This is a genomic window from Halopseudomonas sp. (assembly GCF_047631575.1).
Lineage (GTDB): Bacteria > Pseudomonadota > Gammaproteobacteria > Pseudomonadales > Pseudomonadaceae > Halopseudomonas.
Genome location: NZ_JBLIAB010000001.1, coordinates 310762 through 328854, shown reverse-complemented (window position 1 = coordinate 328854; position 18093 = coordinate 310762). Strand labels below are relative to the sequence as shown.

General features: G+C 55.8%; 17 protein-coding genes and 1 riboswitch. Of the genes, 11 read left to right on the top strand and 6 right to left on the bottom strand.

The window, feature by feature from the left end; translation table 11 throughout:
* The first annotated feature begins 6 nt into the window (after window positions 1–6).
* From pseF to pseI, 4 genes are read left to right on the top strand one after another with little or no spacing between them, the layout of a single operon-like run.
* Window positions 7–705, top strand: coding sequence for a pseudaminic acid cytidylyltransferase (gene pseF, locus ACJAXR_RS01620; RefSeq protein ID WP_415056504.1), 699 nt, complete (start codon window positions 7–9; stop codon window positions 703–705).
* Complete coding sequence (gene pseG / locus ACJAXR_RS01615; RefSeq protein WP_415056503.1) at window positions 669–1811, top strand: UDP-2,4-diacetamido-2,4,6-trideoxy-beta-L-altropyranose hydrolase; 1143 nt, start codon at window positions 669–671, stop codon at window positions 1809–1811. Before pseF ends, pseG begins: the two co-directional genes overlap by 37 nt.
* Window positions 1798–2331 carry a UDP-4-amino-4,6-dideoxy-N-acetyl-beta-L-altrosamine N-acetyltransferase gene (pseH, locus tag ACJAXR_RS01610; RefSeq protein ID WP_415056502.1) on the top strand — a complete coding sequence of 178 codons (534 nt, stop codon included), beginning with the start codon at window positions 1798–1800 and terminating at the stop codon, window positions 2329–2331. The genes pseG and pseH overlap by 14 nt, the downstream gene beginning before the upstream one ends.
* A complete protein-coding gene (gene pseI / locus ACJAXR_RS01605) occupies window positions 2328–3383 on the top strand; it encodes a pseudaminic acid synthase (RefSeq protein WP_415056501.1) in 1056 nt (351 codons plus the stop codon). Before pseH ends, pseI begins: the two co-directional genes overlap by 4 nt.
* Here the strand turns inward: pseI and ACJAXR_RS01600 are convergent.
* Entirely contained in the window at window positions 3380–3934 is a 555-nt protein-coding gene (locus tag ACJAXR_RS01600) for a serine acetyltransferase (protein WP_415056500.1), read from the bottom strand. The two genes, pseI and ACJAXR_RS01600, sit on opposite strands and share 4 nt — an antisense overlap.
* Window positions 3935–3967: 33 nt before the next feature.
* Window positions 3968–4570, bottom strand: a complete 603-nt coding sequence (locus ACJAXR_RS01595; RefSeq protein WP_415056499.1) for a lipopolysaccharide kinase InaA family protein — start codon at window positions 4568–4570, stop codon at window positions 3968–3970.
* Window positions 4571–4678: 108 nt separating this feature from the next.
* Here ACJAXR_RS01595 and msbA point away from each other — a divergent pair, with 108 nt between their 5' ends.
* On the top strand, window positions 4679–6466 hold the full coding sequence (gene msbA, locus ACJAXR_RS01590) for a lipid A export permease/ATP-binding protein MsbA (RefSeq protein WP_415056498.1): 1788 nt from the start codon (window positions 4679–4681) through the stop codon (window positions 6464–6466).
* A 44-nt stretch (window positions 6467–6510) separates the two neighbouring features.
* Complete coding sequence (gene hldE / locus ACJAXR_RS01585; RefSeq protein WP_415056497.1) at window positions 6511–7941, top strand: bifunctional D-glycero-beta-D-manno-heptose-7-phosphate kinase/D-glycero-beta-D-manno-heptose 1-phosphate adenylyltransferase HldE; 1431 nt, start codon at window positions 6511–6513, stop codon at window positions 7939–7941.
* A gap of 9 nt (window positions 7942–7950) precedes the next feature.
* Here hldE and ACJAXR_RS01580 read toward each other — a convergent pair whose 3' ends face one another.
* From ACJAXR_RS01580 to ACJAXR_RS01570, 3 genes are read right to left on the bottom strand one after another with little or no spacing between them, the layout of a single operon-like run.
* Window positions 7951–8826 (bottom strand): metal ABC transporter ATPase, encoded by an 876-nt coding sequence (locus ACJAXR_RS01580; protein WP_415056496.1) that lies wholly within the window; start codon window positions 8824–8826, stop codon window positions 7951–7953.
* A complete protein-coding gene (locus tag ACJAXR_RS01575; RefSeq protein WP_415056495.1) occupies window positions 8811–9635 on the bottom strand; it encodes an aldo/keto reductase in 825 nt (274 codons plus the stop codon). Before ACJAXR_RS01575 ends, ACJAXR_RS01580 begins: the two co-directional genes overlap by 16 nt.
* Window positions 9632–10807 (bottom strand): FAD-dependent oxidoreductase, encoded by a 1176-nt coding sequence (locus ACJAXR_RS01570; protein WP_415056494.1) that lies wholly within the window; start codon window positions 10805–10807, stop codon window positions 9632–9634. Before ACJAXR_RS01570 ends, ACJAXR_RS01575 begins: the two co-directional genes overlap by 4 nt.
* Before the next feature lie 150 nt (window positions 10808–10957).
* Between ACJAXR_RS01570 and waaA the strand changes: the two genes are divergently transcribed.
* Entirely contained in the window at window positions 10958–12247 is a 1290-nt protein-coding gene (waaA, locus tag ACJAXR_RS01565) for a lipid IV(A) 3-deoxy-D-manno-octulosonic acid transferase (protein WP_415056493.1), read from the top strand.
* Between the two features lie 25 nt (window positions 12248–12272).
* Here the strand turns inward: waaA and ACJAXR_RS01560 are convergent, their stop codons facing one another.
* Window positions 12273–13751, bottom strand: a complete 1479-nt coding sequence (locus ACJAXR_RS01560) for a TolC family outer membrane protein (protein WP_415056492.1) — start codon at window positions 13749–13751, stop codon at window positions 12273–12275.
* Between the two features lie 224 nt (window positions 13752–13975).
* Window positions 13976–14075, top strand: a riboswitch (TPP riboswitch).
* Between the two features lie 72 nt (window positions 14076–14147).
* Here ACJAXR_RS01560 and thiC point away from each other — a divergent pair.
* The 4 genes from thiC to cpdA all read left to right on the top strand — a co-directional run bounded on the left by thiC (window position 14148) and on the right by cpdA (window position 18092).
* Complete coding sequence (gene thiC / locus ACJAXR_RS01555; protein WP_415056491.1) at window positions 14148–16031, top strand: phosphomethylpyrimidine synthase ThiC; 1884 nt, start codon at window positions 14148–14150, stop codon at window positions 16029–16031.
* A gap of 72 nt (window positions 16032–16103) precedes the next feature.
* Window positions 16104–16721, top strand: a complete 618-nt coding sequence (locus ACJAXR_RS01550; protein WP_415056490.1) for an NUDIX domain-containing protein — start codon at window positions 16104–16106, stop codon at window positions 16719–16721.
* The gene (locus tag ACJAXR_RS01545; protein ID WP_415056489.1) at window positions 16718–17173 is read left to right on the top strand and encodes a DUF1249 domain-containing protein; all 456 of its coding nucleotides are present in this window, start codon (window positions 16718–16720) and stop codon (window positions 17171–17173) included. The genes ACJAXR_RS01550 and ACJAXR_RS01545 overlap by 4 nt, the downstream gene beginning before the upstream one ends.
* A 106-nt stretch (window positions 17174–17279) precedes the next feature.
* The gene (gene cpdA / locus ACJAXR_RS01540; protein WP_415056488.1) at window positions 17280–18092 is read left to right on the top strand and encodes a 3',5'-cyclic-AMP phosphodiesterase; all 813 of its coding nucleotides are present in this window, start codon (window positions 17280–17282) and stop codon (window positions 18090–18092) included.
* Window position 18093 lies beyond the last annotated feature (1 nt).

Sequence of the window (18093 nt, the reverse complement as noted above, 5' to 3'; positions counted from 1 at the left end):
AATGGGATGCGTATTGCAATAATACCAGCGCGGGGCGGTAGCAAACGCATCCCGCGCAAGAACATCAAGATGTTCTGTGGCAAACCCATGATCGCCTGGTCTATTGAGGCAGCGCTTGAGAGCGGCTGTTTCGATCAGGTACTAGTCTCAACCGACGACCAAGAGATTGCCGAGGTCGCTCAGAAATATGGAGCGGTGGCACCGTTTGAGCGTCCGCCTGAATTATCTGATGATCACACAGGCACTATTTCGGTGATACGGCACGCTGTGGGGTGGGTTAATGAGCGCGATGAGGTTCAGGTTGAGCAGGCGTGTTGCCTGTACGCCACAGCTCCATTCGTCCGAGCCTGCGACATCCAAGAGGGGTTGTCGGTATTGATGGGCACCGGCAGCGACTTCGCCTTTTCGGTCACCAGTTATGCCTTCCCTATTCAGCGAGCTATTCGGCGGACACCCGAGGGCCGAGTGGCTATGTTCAATCCTCAACACTTCAACACCCGGTCGCAGGATCTAGAAGAAGCCTATCATGACGCAGGCCAGTTTTACTGGGGGCGCGCCGACGCCTGGCTGCACAGCAAGACGATATTTGGTCAGGATTCTGCTCCGGTGCTCCTGCCCCGTTATCGAGTGCAGGATATCGATACACCGGAAGACTGGGAGCGTGCAGAATGGATGTTCAAAGCTCTGCATGCTCAAGACGAATGACATATAACCGTACGGTTGCTTTCCGGGTTGATGCGTCGTTGGAGATGGGCATAGGCCACCTCATGCGATGTCTAACATTGGCCGATGCGCTGCAGGAATCGGGATACGAATGTCATTTCATCTGCCGAGAGCATCCAGGCCATCTTATTGACTACGTACGTCAGCAGGGCCACAAAGTCTACCCGTTGGCATACGCTCCACTAGCACCGTGCGTCGGCGGGCTAGCCCATACGTCGTGGCTCGGCGCAACCCAGGAACAGGATGCAATGCTTTGCGTGGAGCTTCTCTCTGGAATACAGCCTCAGTGGCTGGTAGTGGACCATTATGCACTGGATGCGCGCTGGGAAAGCGCACTTGAATCGTGCTATCAACATCTGTTGGTAATCGACGATCTGGCTGACCGTTCGCATCTTTGCGATGTGCTGCTGGATCAGACCCTAGGGCGAGCTCCGTTGGATTATCACAAATGGATACCCGAGGATTGCATGCTTTTGTGCGGAGCGAATTATGCCTTATTGCGTCCTGAGTTCGCTGAGGCGCGCCAACATAGTCTCCAGCGCCGAGCGTCAGCACCTTTTCACCATCTGCTCGTCAGCATGGGGGGCGTCGACAAGGACAATGCAACTGGACAGATCCTGACGGCACTGAAGTGTGCCCAGTTACCTGCGGATCTTGCCATAACTGTTGTGATGGGCCAAACGGCGCCTTGGATTGACATGGTAAGAGAGCAGGCAGCTGGCATGCCAGTGTCGACAACCGTCAGATCTAATGTAAGTAATATGGCCCAGCTGATGGCCGATAGCGATTTGGCGATAGGGGCGGCGGGCGCCACCTCTTGGGAACGTTGTTGTCTCGGATTGCCAGCTATCATGGTGGTGCTAGCAGATAATCAGCACCTGGTCGCTGAGAGTTTGGAGGCGGTCCATGCCGTGAAAGTGATCGAATGCCTACAGGACATACCCTGGACGCTACCGGCATTGTTGAGTGGCCTGCTTAAGCCAGCCGACCAGCTTCACGCGATGAGTAAAGCGGCAGCGAGGGTAACGGACGGCACGGGTACACGCCTAGTCGCCGGTTTTCTGGAGTCGATTGATGGAAATACCTGATTCTCAACGGATTCGCCCGATGACGGAGGCTGATCTCGAGCGGGTGCTAGCCTGGCGCAATCATGAGGATGTACGGCGTTTCATGTACACCCAACATGAGATTGGTACGCAGGAGCATCGGGCGTGGTTCGAGCGCGCCTCCCTGGACCCTAGGCGCCACCTGCTGGTTTTCGAGGTAGATGATACTCCGAGGGCGTTTTTGGCAATCAATCTGACGAGCAGCGACACCGTTGCCGACTGGGGCTTCTATATTGCACCGGATGCGCAGCCGGGTACTGGTCAGGCACTGGGTACAGCCGGCATGCGCCATGCCTTTGTTGTGCTGGGCCTGCACAAGATTTGTGGGCAGGCGCTGGGCTACAATGAACGCTCCATCCGGTTTCACGAGCGTCTTGGCTTCATCCGAGAAGGAGTGCTACGCGATCAGCACTTTGATGGAAAAGATTATCATGCCATTGTCTGCTTCGGCCTGCTGGCCGAGGAATGGCGCACTGTACAAGCGTATAAGAGTACATCATGAAAACGACACCCAGCATCCACATTGCCGGCCGCCGCATCGCGGCAGACGAGTCGCCCTACATCATCGCCGAGCTATCTGCTAACCATAACGGTAGCCTTGATACTGCGTTGAAAATAATCGAGGAGGCAAAGATCGCAGGTGCCGATGCGGTCAAGCTGCAGACATACACAGCTGACACCATTACGCTTGACTGCGACTCCGAAGAGTTCCAAATTCATGGCGGGCTGTGGGATGGGAAGACGCTTTACAAGCTGTACCAAGAAGCCCACATGCCCTGGGAGTGGCATGCGCCGCTGTTCGCCCGTGCCCGCGAGCTGGGTATCACTATATTCAGCTCGCCCTTCGACATTACTGCGGTAGATCTGCTCGAGGATCTAAATACACCTGCCTACAAGATTGCCTCCTTCGAGGCGGTTGATCTGCCACTGATTCGGTATGTCGCGCGGACCGGCAAACCGATGATCATTTCCACTGGTATGGCCGATGCGGAGGAAATCGAGGAGGCCGTCGAGGCTGCTCGCTCGGGCGGCTGTCAGGAGCTGGCGATACTGCATTGCGTGAGCGGGTATCCCGCACCGGCTGCAGATTACAACCTGCTGACCATCCCTGACATGATGCGTCGGCATGGACTGGTAACCGGTCTGTCGGACCACACGCTGGACAACACGACGGCTATCGCCAGTGTTGTGTTGGGCGCCTCGATAATCGAGAAACACTTCACGCTGGATCGTAGTGGCGGCGGGCCTGATGACAGCTTTTCGCTTCAGCCCGCAGAGTTAATGGCGCTCTGTCGAGATAGCAAAACAGCCTGGTCAGCGCTTGGGCAAGTCGATTACGGCAGGAAATCCAGTGAGCAGGGCAACGCACAGTTTCGTCGGTCCCTCTATGTTGTCAGGGATATGGACGCGGGAGAGGCTTTCACCCTTGAAAATATTCGAAGTATTCGGCCCGGGTATGGCCTTGCTCCGAAACATCTGGAGCGGGTGTTGGGCAAACACTCTTCCCAGCCGATAAAACGAGGCACACCCCTGAGCGAAGCGCTTCTGGCTTAAGTTCCGGAAGTCTTGTTTGGGCGGGTGAAGCTTTCCTTGCGTGTTATGTAGGTGACGTCGTCGGGGATATCTTTGTTCACGAAACTCATGGCGCCAATACGTACGTTGCTCCCAATGGTCGGCCCGGAGCCAATGATGCAAGTATGTGCACCAATATCGACATTGTCTCCCAGGGTTATCGCCTTGTTGCCCACTTCGATCGAACCGATCGTGGTGCACTGGCGGATACAGCAGTTTTTACCAATCCGAACACCCGAGTAGATGATGATCGTAGTGGGGTGTCCGAGTGACAGCCCCTCGTCAATGCAGGCACCCAGCATGATCTCGACTCCGAACGTCCGGGTCAGTGACTTGTTTATCTGTTTGCCTACCGAGCGGGTACTACGATAAGGCAGGCTGTAGAGATATTGGGAAAGCCTTAGCCAGAAAAGACACTTAGACGAGTTGCTGCGGCGGGCCCTGCGAATCAGGCGCCACCAAGAAAACCGTTTTTTCGAGTCGAGTATCTCGACATGCCAGAATTGCTTTAATTGGGCGAAAGTGGAAGGCATGTCATATCCTGGAAAAATGACAGCAGAATCTGATCAGGTTTTTCTGCTGTATGGGTCAATTACACTTCGAGCGCCGGGATTAACCAGCGCCCAGTCGCTCTGGTAACGCAGCAAATGTCTGTAGTTCCGATTACGCATTCGTATGGGTAAAGGCTTACCCAGACAGCGCATGTCGGAGATATCGATCAAACCAAGTTCGCCACCTGGCGTCAATACAATATTACCCAAGTGCAACGAGCGAAAATAGACTCCAATTTCGTGCAAATGAGTAATGAATTCGGCCAGCATGCCAAACAGTTCGAGCTGTTCAAGACTGGGCTGCTGGTTAAGTATCTGCCGCAGTGTGGTGCCTTCCAGCGGTTCATAATGGACCACCGAGCGGTAGGGGTTGGTCAGTTTGTACAGCTTGATAATATGAGGACAGGCAATGCCTAGGCGTTCCAGCTCCTCTGCATTTTTTGCAAAGCGCGTCGCGGGTGGAAAGAGCACTGTTTTTGAGAACCAGCTCTTGCGGCGGAACAATTTGAGGTAGGAACCGTCTGCCAGTCGCAGAACCTTCTCGCCATGGCCATCCTTTTCAACAACCTCGGCATCTCTGCGCATGGCTGCGAACTGCTCGCTACTCATTGACTGCATGGGGCTTTCCTGAACTAAAACGGCAGTTTACCGTACTTTAGCAGCGCTCGCTGCGCCCCCGGATTGCTGTGTTAAACTCTGGTTCCGGTCCATTATCGCGAAGTGCTCATGTCTGATTCCGAGAAAGAAAGTTTCGCCCGATCTAGTGCGCGGATTTACGCGCGTCTACTGGGATACGTGAAGCCCTACTGGCTGCCTTTTGCTATCAGTATTGTGGGTTTTATGATTTTTGCCTCCAGTCAGCCGGCTATGGCCTGGATGCTTAAGTATTTTGTCGATGGCTTGACCCAGGGCGCAGGTGGAATGTTTCTGGGTGTACCTCTTATTTGGGGTTTCCCATTATTTATTATCCTGGTAGCGCTCTATCAGGGAGCTGGCTCCTTTCTTGGCAACTACTACATCGCCAAGGTGTCGCTTGGCGTGGTTCACGATTTACGAACATCACTATTCAACAACTTGCTCACGCTGCCTAACCGCTACCTGGACAACCACAACTCGGGTCATCTGGTGTCGCGTATCACCTACAATGTCGCTATGGTTACCGGAGCGGCAACGGACGCGATCAAGGTCGTGTTTCGAGAAGGAATGACCGTGATATTCCTGTTTGCGTATTTACTCTGGATGAACTGGCAACTGACGTTGGTGCTGATGGCGATTCTGCCGGTGATTGGGTTGATGGTTAATAGCACCAGCAGAAAATTTCGCAAGCAGAGCCATAAGATTCAGGCAGCGATGGGGGATGTTACTCACGTAACATCTGAAACCATTTCCGGCTATCGCGTTGTTCGCAGTTTTGGCGGCGAAGAGTACGAAGCCCGACGTTTTTATCAAGCTAGTGAAGCCAATCGGCAGCGTGGGTTGAAAATGACCCGAACCGGTGCGGTATTTACCCCCATGCTGCAGCTTGTAACCTTTAGCGCGATGGCCACCGTAATGTTTTTGGTGTTGTTTCTGCGTGGCGACTCTACCGTGGGTGATCTGGTGTCTTATATCACCGCCGCCGCATTGCTGCCCAAGCCGATCCGACAGTTATCCGAGGTGAGTGCAAATATCCAGAAGGGTATCGCTGCGGCTGAGAGCATTTTCGATCAGCTGGACGAAGAGTCTGAAACAGACGCTGGGACGGTAGAACGCGACCGGGTGTCCGGTCGAATTGAAGTGCGCGATCTTGATTTTTGTTACCCCAATACCGAGAAGAATGTGCTTGAGGGCATCAATTTCTCTGTTGAGCCAGGGCAGATGGTAGCGCTGGTTGGTCGTTCTGGTAGTGGCAAGTCGACTCTTGTCAGTCTGATTCCGCGTTTTTACCATCATAATGAGGGTCACATCCTGATTGATGAGGTAGACGTTGAGGACTATCGCTTGCGCAATCTCCGTCGGCACATTGCTCTTGTTACCCAGCATGTGACACTTTTCAACGATACGATCGCCAACAATATCGCCTATGGTGATCTCGCTGGGGCACCGCGTGAGGCGATTGAGCAGGCGGCCGAGGCAGCCTATGCCAAGGAATTCATCGACAAGTTACCGCAAGGCCTGGATACCATGGTCGGCGAGAATGGTGTGCTGCTCTCTGGCGGTCAGCGCCAGCGTCTGGCGATCGCCAGAGCGTTGCTGAAAGACGCGCCTGTGTTGATTCTCGACGAAGCTACTTCCGCGCTGGACACCGAGTCAGAAAGGCATATCCAGAAGGCCCTCGACCGCGTTATGCAGGGTCGCACCACTCTGGTGATCGCCCACAGGTTGTCGACTATCGAGAAGGCCGACATCATCATGGTGATGGACCAGGGGCGGATCGTCGAGCGTGGAAGCCATGCCGAATTGATAGCGCAAAATGGCTATTATGCCCGCCTGCACAGCATGCAGTTCCGGGATGAGCCACCAGCCCGGGCCTAAAACTCTTATTGCCCTGCGGGGCTGATTGACCACAGGTATAGACAATGAAACTGACCATGCCACGTTTTGATTCGGCGCCGGTTCTAATAGTGGGCGATGTGATGCTTGATCGTTACTGGCATGGACCTACGCACCGGATTTCACCCGAGGCGCCTGTGCCGGTGGTGAAGGTCGAACAGATCGAAGATAGGCCCGGCGGTGCAGGCAACGTGGCGCTTAATATTGCTGCTTTGGGTGCTCCGGCCTGGCTGGTCGGGGTGACCGGTGAAGACGAGGCAGCGTTGAGTCTCCGCCAGCGGCTTAACGCCGCTGGCGTTTACTGCGATTTCCAGACCCATGCCGATCGTCCAACCATTACTAAATTGCGGGTAATGAGCCGCCACCAGCAATTGATCCGTCTTGACTTCGAAGAGCCTTTCGCAACTGACGGCGAGGCAATACTGGCTGCTGTCCGAGGTTTACTGGGGAAGGTAAAGGTCATGATTCTGTCAGATTATGGCAAGGGCGCATTGGTCAACCATCAGGCTCTGATTGCGCTTGCTCGCGAGCAGGGCGTGCCGGTCTTGGCCGATCCCAAGGGTAAGGATTTCAGTATTTATCGTGGGGCGACACTGATAACGCCGAATTTGACTGAGTTTGAAGCGGTTGTTGGGCACTGCACTAGCGAACAGATGTTGGTCGAAAAGGGCATGGCGCTGGTTGAGGAATTGCAGCTAGAAGCTATGCTGGTGACCCGTAGTGAACAGGGCATGACACTCCTGCGCAGGGGCGAGTCTGCGCTGCACATGCCGGCGCGGGCACGGGAAGTGTTCGATGTGACCGGGGCAGGGGATACGGTGATCTCTACCCTGGCCGCGGCGTTGGCGGCCGGCGAAGAGATGCCCAATGCCGTGGGTCTATCGAATCTTGCGGCCGGTATCGTTATCGGTAAGCTTGGCACGGCCGCGATCAGCGCCCCGGAGCTACGTCGTGCGGTGCAGCGAGAGCAGGGTAGCGAGCGCGGAGTGGTTGGATTAGAGCAGCTCGTTCAGGCAGTTGAGGACGCGCGTGCCCATGGCGAGCGTATTGTTTTTACCAACGGTTGTTTCGATATCATCCATGCGGGTCATGTGGGCTATCTGGAAGAGGCGCGGAGTCTGGGTGACCGGCTGATCGTCGCCATCAATGACGATGCCTCCGTCAGCAGGCTCAAGGGGCCGGGCAGGCCGATCAACAGTGTTGAACGGCGTATGACTGTACTTGCTGGCCTGGGGGCGGTCGACTGGGTGATCAGTTTTGCCGAGGATACACCGGAGGCGCTACTGAAGGCACTCAAGCCCGACATTCTGGTCAAGGGCGGAGACTATAGTGTCGATCAGGTTGTTGGCGCGCCACTGGTGCACAGCTGGGGTGGAGAGGTAAAGGTTCTAAACTTCGTCGAAAGCTGCTCGACCACTGCGATAGTTGAACGTATCCGGGAGCGAAGCACGGATTGAATCGGTCGCTCAGAGTCGTGTCAGGCCCTCGCTCCAGTCGCAGCGCTGAGCTGATACGACCCATCCGTCCTGTGCTGCCAGCGATTCGCTGAGCCATGGATTTTTGGGGCGGCGAAGTTGCAACTCTCCGCCTACCAGGCTGAACAGCTCACCGGTTGCCTTGCCATCACGCAGCTCGGCAAGAAAGATTTCCGGCTTCTGATAATCCATTTCTACGATCAATTCGCCACTGCTCCCATTGAGCCGCTCATCCGCGTGAAGCAGTGTCATGTTGGCACAGTTCTCGGGCAATTCGAGCTGCATCGCATACACCAGTTGCAGGGAGTTGGTTGGCAGGTGCACATAGGCGCGTGGACGCTCGATCAGGTGCAGTTCTCGGCACAGTACCGGTCGAGTGCCACAGTGTCTGGGCGACAGCTTGAAGGAATAGCGTTTACATCTGGGCAGGCCGGGGGCGTAGGGCGTTGGTAGCCAGGTGTCCAGATAGCTACCCTGCAGCCAGCCATGACTGCCTTCAATCAATAATTCCTCTGCTAGCTCCGTCATCACTGGTAATAGTGGGACACGTAATTCGTGGGCTGGCACATAACCGGAAATTAGCTTGAGAACGCTGTCACTCTGATCAATACGCTTCTGGCGAATCAGGACGCGAAACTGCCGTTGTTGCCAGGTGAGGCTCAAATCGACCGACACACCTAGGTTGGCGGCGACGATGTCAAATCGCTCGGGGTTATCTATTTCGATGGGTTGACGCATGGCCTGCATTTGTGCGAAACCAAGAGGGTTGCCGACAGGCGTATAGCAGAGTACCTCGGGGCTGGCTTTCACTTCGATGGCCTGGGTTCTGAACACCCCCGGATCCTTGCGGGCTATGATGCGTGACATGCGCTTGCCTCTGAAGGTTGTAGTACTCTGAGCGCTGTAGCGACGTTCTCGCGCAGGTGGGCCGGGTTGATAGTGCCAATGATAGCGCTTGCTACGGCAGGATGGCTGTAGATCAGCTTCAGGCTGGCTAATAGGGGATCCTCATCCTGCAGGCAGATGTGTCCGCTGGCCAGGGCTTTTTTTACCAATATCCCCTTGTTGTGTGACAGCGCGTAATCGAGCACAGGTAGTTCTCTCTGCTCATGAAGGTTGTAGGTCACCATCGCACAGTCTCCTTGTTCCAGTGCGCCAATCCCCCCTTCTGTTGTTTTTCCTGAGAAGCCAAATGCCCTGATGACACCAGCCTGTTTGAGCTTGGCAAGCGTTGGATATACGCCTTCGTTCAATACGCTCAGGTCGTTGCCATCGGAATGGACGAGTACCAGGTCAAGATAATCGGTTTTTAACCGACGCAGTGAACGTTCGACCGAGAGAAGGGTATGCGCTGCGCTGAAATCGAAATACGACTTACCCTCCTCAAACTCCTCGCCGACCTTGGTACAGATAATCCATTGTTTCCGTTGATTTTTAAGCAGTTCGCCCAGGCGTTCCTCGCTGGAGCCATAAGCGGGTGCAGTATCCAGCAGGTTGATGCCCAGTTCCTGCGCCTGAGCGAGAATATCCAGCGCTTGACGGTCATCGGGTAGCTCGAAACTCGCAGGATATTTGACTCCCTGATTACGCCCGAACTTGACCGTGCCTAGCCCCAAGGGAGAAATCCGCAGGCCTGAGTCACCCAGTGAACGATGAAAGGGTTGCAGGCTATTCATCGAAAGCAGATGTCCCAGGCTGGAGCTGCCAACTGGGGACGAGGCAGCTGTGAGTAGTCGTCCGAGGTGTTTGGTCGGATACCCTGTAGTTCTAGCTGAGCCAGCGCCTGATCGCTGAGGTCTGGTGCCAGGGCGAGTTTGGTAGGCCAGCTGACCAGAACGTTCTGTACCGGTTGCAGATAGGCGGTATCGGGTCGTACCAGACCGCTTTGTGCGGGCTCTGCTCGATTGACCGGCAAAGTGGTCCATTGGCATTTGGACAGATCAATCCAGGGCAAAAGCTCGGCGAGTTCGTGCTGGGCTTTGCTTACCAGTGCGTCAGGGGTGAGTTGTACGCCTTGCTCGGCGAGCTCTCCACCCAGATACCAGCACCACTGGCCATCGGCGCAGGGGTGGGTTGTGACTGTCATCCGCGGCTTGGGACTGCTGCCTAGGCAATGTGCATAAAGCGGGGGAAGGTCCGGGCCCTTGACCAATACCATTTGCAGGGGTCGGCGCTGCATGGCGGGTTGGCTGACGCCCCAGTCCTGCAACAGCGCCTCGTTGCCTTCTCCGGCAGTCATTACATAACGCTGCGCCTTAATCTGATAGCCGTTGATGCGCACGGCGTCAATGCTACCATCCTCGCGACGTTCGATCTGCGGAGCGCTGTCGGCAATCAGGCTGTCGCCGGCGAGCTCGCTCAAGCGCCGAACCGCGTCAGGAACGTCGATTACCAACTCTGCCAGCCTATATACCTTGCCTTTGAAGGCCGGGTTGGCAAATACCGCGGGCAGGTTCTTGCCCTTGACCGCGTCTACCTTACCGCGCAGGGCTTTGCTGGCAAAAAAACCGGCGAGATTGCTGATCAGGCTCCCTGGAGACCAGAGGTAGTGATAGTCCGATAGCAGGCGTACTCCGCGCAGGTCCAGTTCGCCGTCCCCTTCCAGACACGAACGCCAACGCTTGGGCATGCCGGCAATGGATTCTGCTGCGGCGGTCAACTTGCCGTGCAGAGCGTATTTGGTACCGCCGTGGATAATGCCCTGAGACTTACCACTTTGCCCGCCGCCTAGGGCTCCACGCTCAATCAAAAGGGTGCTATAGCCCAGACCGCGTAAACGCGCATTGAGCCATAATCCGGCGATCCCGCCGCCAAGAATACAGATGTCGGTTTCGAGGGTTTTACTCATTGGCTCCAGCGCTTGCGCTTCAGTTGTGGGTAAAGGGCACTATTATAGACACTGCCGGTGCTCGCGGTCACATCTGCTAATATGAGTCTCGCTCCAAATCCTTACTGTTATGCCCTGATGCTTGTGCGATAAGCCCACCAAGGAGCTTCTATGACGCGAACCCTTTACAGTCTTGTGTTTACTCTGTGCATGCCCCTTGTCCTTTTTCGGTTGCTGCTTCGCGCGCGCAAGGCGCCTGCTTACGCGCGTCGGTGGCATGAGCGTCTGGCACTGGGTGGCGATTTACGTCCCGACGGTATCTGGGTACACGCGGTATCGGTCGGCGAAGCCATTGCAGCTGCTCCGATGGTGCGCCAGTTGCTGGAACGCTATCCGCAACTTCCTGTCACCATTACGTGTATGACACCTACTGGTTCCGAGCAGATCCGTAAGATGTTTGGCGACCGGGTTGGTCATACCTATCTGCCTTATGACCTGCCCTGGTTGCAGCGCCGGTTCATCCGACGTTTACGGCCGCGTGTTGGTGTCATCATGGAAACCGAGCTATGGCCAAATATGGTGCACGAAGCAAAAGCCGCAGAGGTGCCCCTGATACTGGCCAATGCCCGGTTGTCGGAGCGTTCGGCCCGTGGTTACCGCCGCGTGGGCTGGCTGGTGCGTCCGATGTTTGCGGCCCTCGACTGGGTGGCTGTGCAGACGGAAGCTGAGGCCCAACGTTTTGCTCGGCTCGGGGTTGCTCAGGAGTCGATGAGCATTACTGGCAGTATCAAGTTTGATTTGCAGCCCGATTCTGATGTGTTGGAACAGGCGGCTCAGCTGAGGGGCCAGTGGAGCGGGCGTCCGGTCTGGATTGCTGCGAGCACTCATGCTGGTGAAGATGAACACATCCTGGCGGCGCACCGACAGGTGCTGGAGTCGCACTCTGATGCACTGCTGATTCTGGTGCCGCGACACCCTGAACGATTCGGTGATGTTGCTAAACTGATTGCGGGGGCGAATATGAATGCTGTTCTGCGCAGCAGTGGGAAGACGCCGATGCGAGCCGATCAGGTTCTGCTCGGTGACACTATGGGTGAGTTGATGATGTTGTATGCCTGCGCAGATATCGCTTTCGTTGGGGGGTCGTTAGTGGCGCACGGAGGGCACAACTATCTGGAGCCGGCAGCTTTGGGCCTGCCGATCATTTCCGGGCCCCATTCGTTCAATTTTACTGAAATCAGTGAACTACTTCAGGGATCTGGTGCGTTGCAACGGGTGGCGGATCAGCGTGAGCTGGCAACAGCGGTTATTCGTCTGATCAGCGAGCCAACAGCGGCGCGTCAGGCTGGCACCGCTGGACTGGCCGTTGTGAAAGATAATCAGGGTGCTCTTGAGCGGCTCCTTCAGGGCATTGATACTGAAATCGGTGTCGGAGACTTTAAAGTCCCCGCTACCGAGTAGAGTGCCTGAAGGCGATAAAGTCCGTTTAGAACGAGTTACGAATGCGCTGGGTGTCTGCATCAGGCACGCTGGATTCGTTACTATCCATTTCCATTCGATTCATGGATGGTCGGCGCATGGTCATGCGCTGAACTTCTTCTTCGTCAAATGGCGGAATGAAATCACGATCCGGATCGTAATTGGGATCAAGCCACTCGGACAACTCCATCAAATCCTGTGGGCTTAGTGTCCCGGCGGCTTGCTTCAAGCGAAGGTTGTCGATGATGTAATTGTAGCGAGTAGTGTTGTAGTCACGGACTGCCCGAAACAGGTTTCGCTCGGATTCCAATACATCCACCACATTGCGTGTGCCGACTTCGTACCCGGTCTGGGTAGCGTCCCGCGCGGCCTTCGCTGAGATAATAGCCTGCCGACGGGCTTCCACTTCTTCAACGCTGGAGGTCACGGTGCGAAACAGGTTACGTGTTGATTCAACCACTTCACGCAGCCTGGCCTCGCTCAATCGCTCGCTTTGGGTAAGCCGGTAAATGGATTCACGTACCTGTGAGCTTCTGGCACCGCCGGTAAATAGCGGCACGGTGACTTCAATGCCAATGCTGGCTTGCTCGGTATCGCCGCTGCTGTTGGTCGCACTGAGTGCGCCACCCAGATCTGCGCCGCCACTGCCGTTATTGAATCGTGCGAACGCATCCACTACAGGCAGGTAAGTTGACCTGCTGCTGCGCAAGGTATCGCCTGCAGTTTCCACTGCCAGTCGGCTTGCTTGCAGACTGAGGTTCTGCATCGCTGCGGTGTCGACCCACTCCTGCAGGTTGGCTGGCAGCGGTGGCATGATGGGCATCTCATGACGTATGCCAGCCAGACTGTCGTAATCAGTCAGGGTCAGACGGGTCAGAGCCTGATAGCTGACGGTCAGATTGGTCTCTGCGGTCAGCCGCGTTGCGCGGGCAGTATCATAACCGGCAAGTGCTTCCAGTACATCTGTACGGGCAGACAGGCCGACCTCGAAGCGTTCCCGCGCCTGGTCAAGTTGACGCTCGAACGCGTCCTCTTCTGCGCGAGCAGTTGCCAAATTGTCCGAGGCGCGAAGGACGTTGAAGTAAGCGTCAGCCACTTCGATAATCAGCGCCTGCTGCGTCGCAGAAAACTCGACTTGAGCCTGTGCGCTGATCGATTTGGCGGCCTGATAGTTAAACCAGCGCTCGGCTTGAAATAGGGGCTGAGTGAGGTTGGCCTGGTAGTAGTTAGTGTTGTAGGTATCGCTGCCCCGTCCTTCGACTTCAAACCGCTCACGGGCTATGCCGGCGCCGACTGCGATATTAGGCAGCAGTAGTGATCTGGCTTGGGGCAAGGCTTCCTGACGAGCCAGTGAGTCAGCCTGAGCTGCCGCCAGATCGGCGCTTTGGAGAAGGGCTTCCTGATAGACAGTCATTAGGTCGGCCTGGGCCGCAACCTGGCCGGAGGCAACTGCTAGCAGAATGGCAACGTATAGAGGACGCAGCATGCATAAATCCTTGCATGGGGGGAATAATCAGCTAAGGCTAAGGAGATGTAGGCTGGTGGTCAAGCAATGCTTGGGGCTGCAGACGGAACAAAGTGTTTCTCCCGTTCTTTCGCCAGCAGCGGCTCGTTACTGTCACCTGTTTCCACCACGCAGGGAAAAGCGTTAGATGGTGGGCCACACAGCGGATTGTAGCCGCAGCCGAGCTGCTGGTGGTATGCTCTCAACTCATCTTGACGGGGTGCCTGCGGTGTTGCACAGGCTGAGATAATACCCGTTGAACCTGATCCGGTTAGCACCGGCGTAGGAATCGAGATGCGTGCTTGCTGCCGGCTGTTCCAGCCCATGCTGCCTGCCGTTTCGGTTCCCTGCGAACCATTGACGCAGCGGAGCACAGCAATGACCAGCAAACAATCCCAAACATCTCTTGTTTCCTCGGGTGCCGACGGCGCCGCCGCCCAGCCTTTTCCTCGGTCGCGCAAAATATACGTAACCGGCTCGCGCCCTGATATTCGTGTCCCGATGCGAGAGATCAGTCTGGCGGATACGCCGACTGAGCTGGGTGGCGAGAAAAATGCCCCGGTGACTGTTTACGATACCTCCGGACCTTATACTGATCCGGCGGTGGCAATCGATCTGCGCTTAGGCCTGGCCGATGTGCGCAGCGTCTGGATAGCAGAGCGCCAGGACACAGAAATATTATCCGGGCTCAGCTCTGAATTCGGTAATCAGCGCCTTGCTGATTCAGCCTTGGACGGTATGCGCTTTGCCCATGTGCGCCATCCTCGCCGAGCTAAAGCCGGCTGCAACGTGTCGCAGATGCATTACGCACGCAAAGGTATTATCACGCCGGAGATGGAATACATCGCGATACGCGAAAACATGAAACTGCAGGAGGCGCGAGCCGCCGGTCTGCTGGCCAATCAGCATCCGGGCCAGAGCTTTGGTGCCTCGCTCCCGAAAGAGATAACCGCTGAGTTCGTTCGGGAAGAAGTCGCGCGCGGTAGGGCGATCATTCCCGCTAACATCAATCATCCAGAACTCGAGCCGATGATCATTGGTCGCAACTTCCTGGTGAAGATCAATGGCAATATTGGTAACTCCGCATTGGGCTCTTCGATTGAAGAGGAAGTGGAGAAGATGACCTGGGGCATCCGCTGGGGATCCGATACGGTCATGGACCTGTCCACCGGCAAGAATATTCACGAAACCCGCGAGTGGATCATCCGCAACTCGCCGGTACCAATTGGTACCGTACCCATTTATCAAGCGCTGGAGAAGGTTGACGGGGTTGCCGAGGACCTGACCTGGGAGATCTTCCGTGACACCTTGATTGAACAAGCCGAACAGGGCGTGGATTATTTCACCATTCATGCGGGTGTGTTGCTGCGCTATGTGCCCATGACCGCAAATCGGGTCACCGGCATCGTTTCACGCGGTGGCTCGATCATGGCCAAGTGGTGTCTGGCTCACCATCAGGAGAGTTTTCTCTATACTCATTTTGAAGATATCTGCGAGATCATGAAGGCCTATGACGTCTCGTTTTCCATGGGCGACGGTTTGCGTCCGGGCTCTATTGCCGATGCTAACGACGAGGCCCAGTTTGGCGAGCTTGAAACCCTGGGTGAGCTGACCAAAATTGCTTGGAAGCACGATGTACAGGTGATGATCGAGGGCCCGGGTCACGTGCCGATGCAACTGATCAAGGAGAATATGGATAAGCAACTGGAATGCTGCGATGAGGCGCCATTTTATACGCTGGGCCCACTGACCACGGACATTGCGCCGGGTTACGACCATATAACCTCAGGGATTGGCGCGGCGATGATTGGTTGGTTCGGCTGTGCGATGCTTTGCTATGTCACACCCAAGGAGCATTTGGGTCTGCCCAATCGAGATGACGTTAAAACAGGCATTATTACCTACAAGATTGCCGCCCATGCTGCGGATCTGGCCAAGGGGCATCCCGGTGCCCAGATACGCGACAATGCGCTGTCAAAGGCACGATTCGAGTTCCGTTGGGAGGACCAGTTTAATCTGGGGCTGGATCCAGATACGGCTCGCAGTTATCACGACGAAACCCTGCCCAAGGACTCTGCAAAGGTCGCACATTTCTGTTCCATGTGCGGGCCTAAGTTCTGTTCGATGAAGATTACCCAAGAGGTGCGCGAATATGCCGCCGGACAGCGGATTGAGACAGTTGATTTGGAGGTCGAAGAAGGCATGAAAGCCAAAGCCGAGGAATTTAGATCCAGTGGCTCGCAGTTGTATCAAAAGGTCTGAAGCCTTGCCGAAGCCCCGTTAGGTGTGCGAGCTTAGGCAGCTAAACACATCGACTGCCTTGGGGGCTTCTGGTTGGACACTTTCACCCGCGCTGACGTGGACATCATCCGCCGGGAAACCGCTTTCAGTGGGTTTTACCAGCTGGATATTCTTACCCTGCGCCATCGCCTGTTTGGTGGCGGATGGGGGCCGGAGTTGCGCCGCGAACTTTTTGTGCGGCGCGATGCCGTCTGTGTGCTGCCCTATGATCCTTGGGAAGATAGCGTCGTGCTGCTAGAGCAGGTGCGCGTTGGCGCGCTGGATAAGAGTGAGCGTCCTTGGCTTATTGAACTGGTCGCTGGCCTGTTTGACAGCGGCGAAAGTCCTGAAGAAGTCGCCCACCGCGAAGCGCGGGAAGAGGCGGATCTGAGCCTGCTGCAACTAATGCCTATCATGCGTTACTTTCCATCGCCTGGAGGAAGCGACGAGCAGGTTCACCTGTACTGCGCTTTTGTAGATAGCCGGGAAGCTGGTGGTGTTCATGGACTGGATCACGAAGGTGAGGACATTAGAGTGGGTGTCTGGCCACGGGCCGATGCCATCGCCGCTATGGAAAGCGGCCGCATAGATAACGCCGCCAGTATCATTGCACTGCAGTGGTTGGCGATGCACGCTACAAGGCTTCGTGAAGAGGCGGGGGTGCGTCCATGAATGCACTGCGCAAACCGCGCTACAAGGTCGATTTGGCAGGTCTGCAGGCGTCTTGTGAAGCGAACTATTGGAGACTGGTGAGGTTAATGCCGGACATGGCCGGCAGTGACTATCTGCGATTGTTGGTAGAAGCGGAAGACGGGCAGCCGCAAAGTCTGAGCCTTCATGTGCTCGAACGCTGCCGCTATACCACGACCCTGCGGCTAACCCATCAGCGTGATCACGAGTGGCTGATTCCTCCTAGCATGGAAGTGCGTTTGTATCACGACGCTGCCATGGCTGAAGTGGTTGCAGCGTATAACCGTCGGCGCTTTCGCGGAGTGTATCCATACCCGAACGAACAAATGTTGCAGCCGGATGAAAAGTATCAGCTGAATCAGTTTCTTGGCGAGTGGCTAGGCTACTGCCAGCGGTATGGCCGGAGCGACCAGCCTGTTATCATTCGACAATGAGGCAAGGCCAATCATTGCTCAGGCCAATGCTCCGAACCAGTCGCTGGATTCAGCGTCATCTACTTGCCATTATAGGCGCCGGACAGTGATCAGGAGCAGGTGATCCATGCCATCACCGATAGGAAATCCATCAGAGGCAGTATGTCTGGTGCAGCTGACGGACAGCCATTTGTATGCGCTAGGCCATGCCGACCTGTTGGGTCTGGACACATCGGCTAGCCTGAATGCGGTGATTGAATTGGTTCGCAGTGAAGTTCCGGATATCGATCTGATTCTGGCTACCGGCGATATCGCCCAAGATGCCAGCGAGTCTGCATACCGGCGCTTTATTGCTGCCGTGGCGACCTTGCCAGCTCCCTGCCACTGGATTCCTGGCAACCACGATGATGCGGCGCTTATGGGCCGGATAGGGTCGGATGTCGGATTCACCCAAGAGTGGGTAGATGCTGGAAACTGGCGAATCGTTCTATTGGACTCCAGTGTTGCTGGCTCGGTGGCCGGTTATCTTGCCCCCGATCAGCTTGAACTACTGGAACGGGCTCTGGACAGTGCGGGTGAACGTTTCATTATGGTGTGTCTGCATCATCATCCCGTTCCAATCGGCTGCGACTGGATGGATCCTCTGGGGCTGTTGAATGTGGATGACCTTTTGCCTCGCCTGCGTTTGGATAACCGAGTCAAGGTGGTTCTGTGGGGGCACGTTCACCAAGAACTAGACGAGCAGCTTGATGGACTTCGACTGCTGGCTACGCCATCAACCTGCGTGCAGTTCGCTAGGCATAGCGTGGACTTTGCGACTGATACCCAGGCCCCAGGCTACCGTCGCTTTGCCTTGCTGCCCGACGGGTCTATCGAAACACGGGTATCGCGCCTGGAGGCCGGACTTTTTCTGCCAGAACCGGGCGCGGTAGGATACTGAA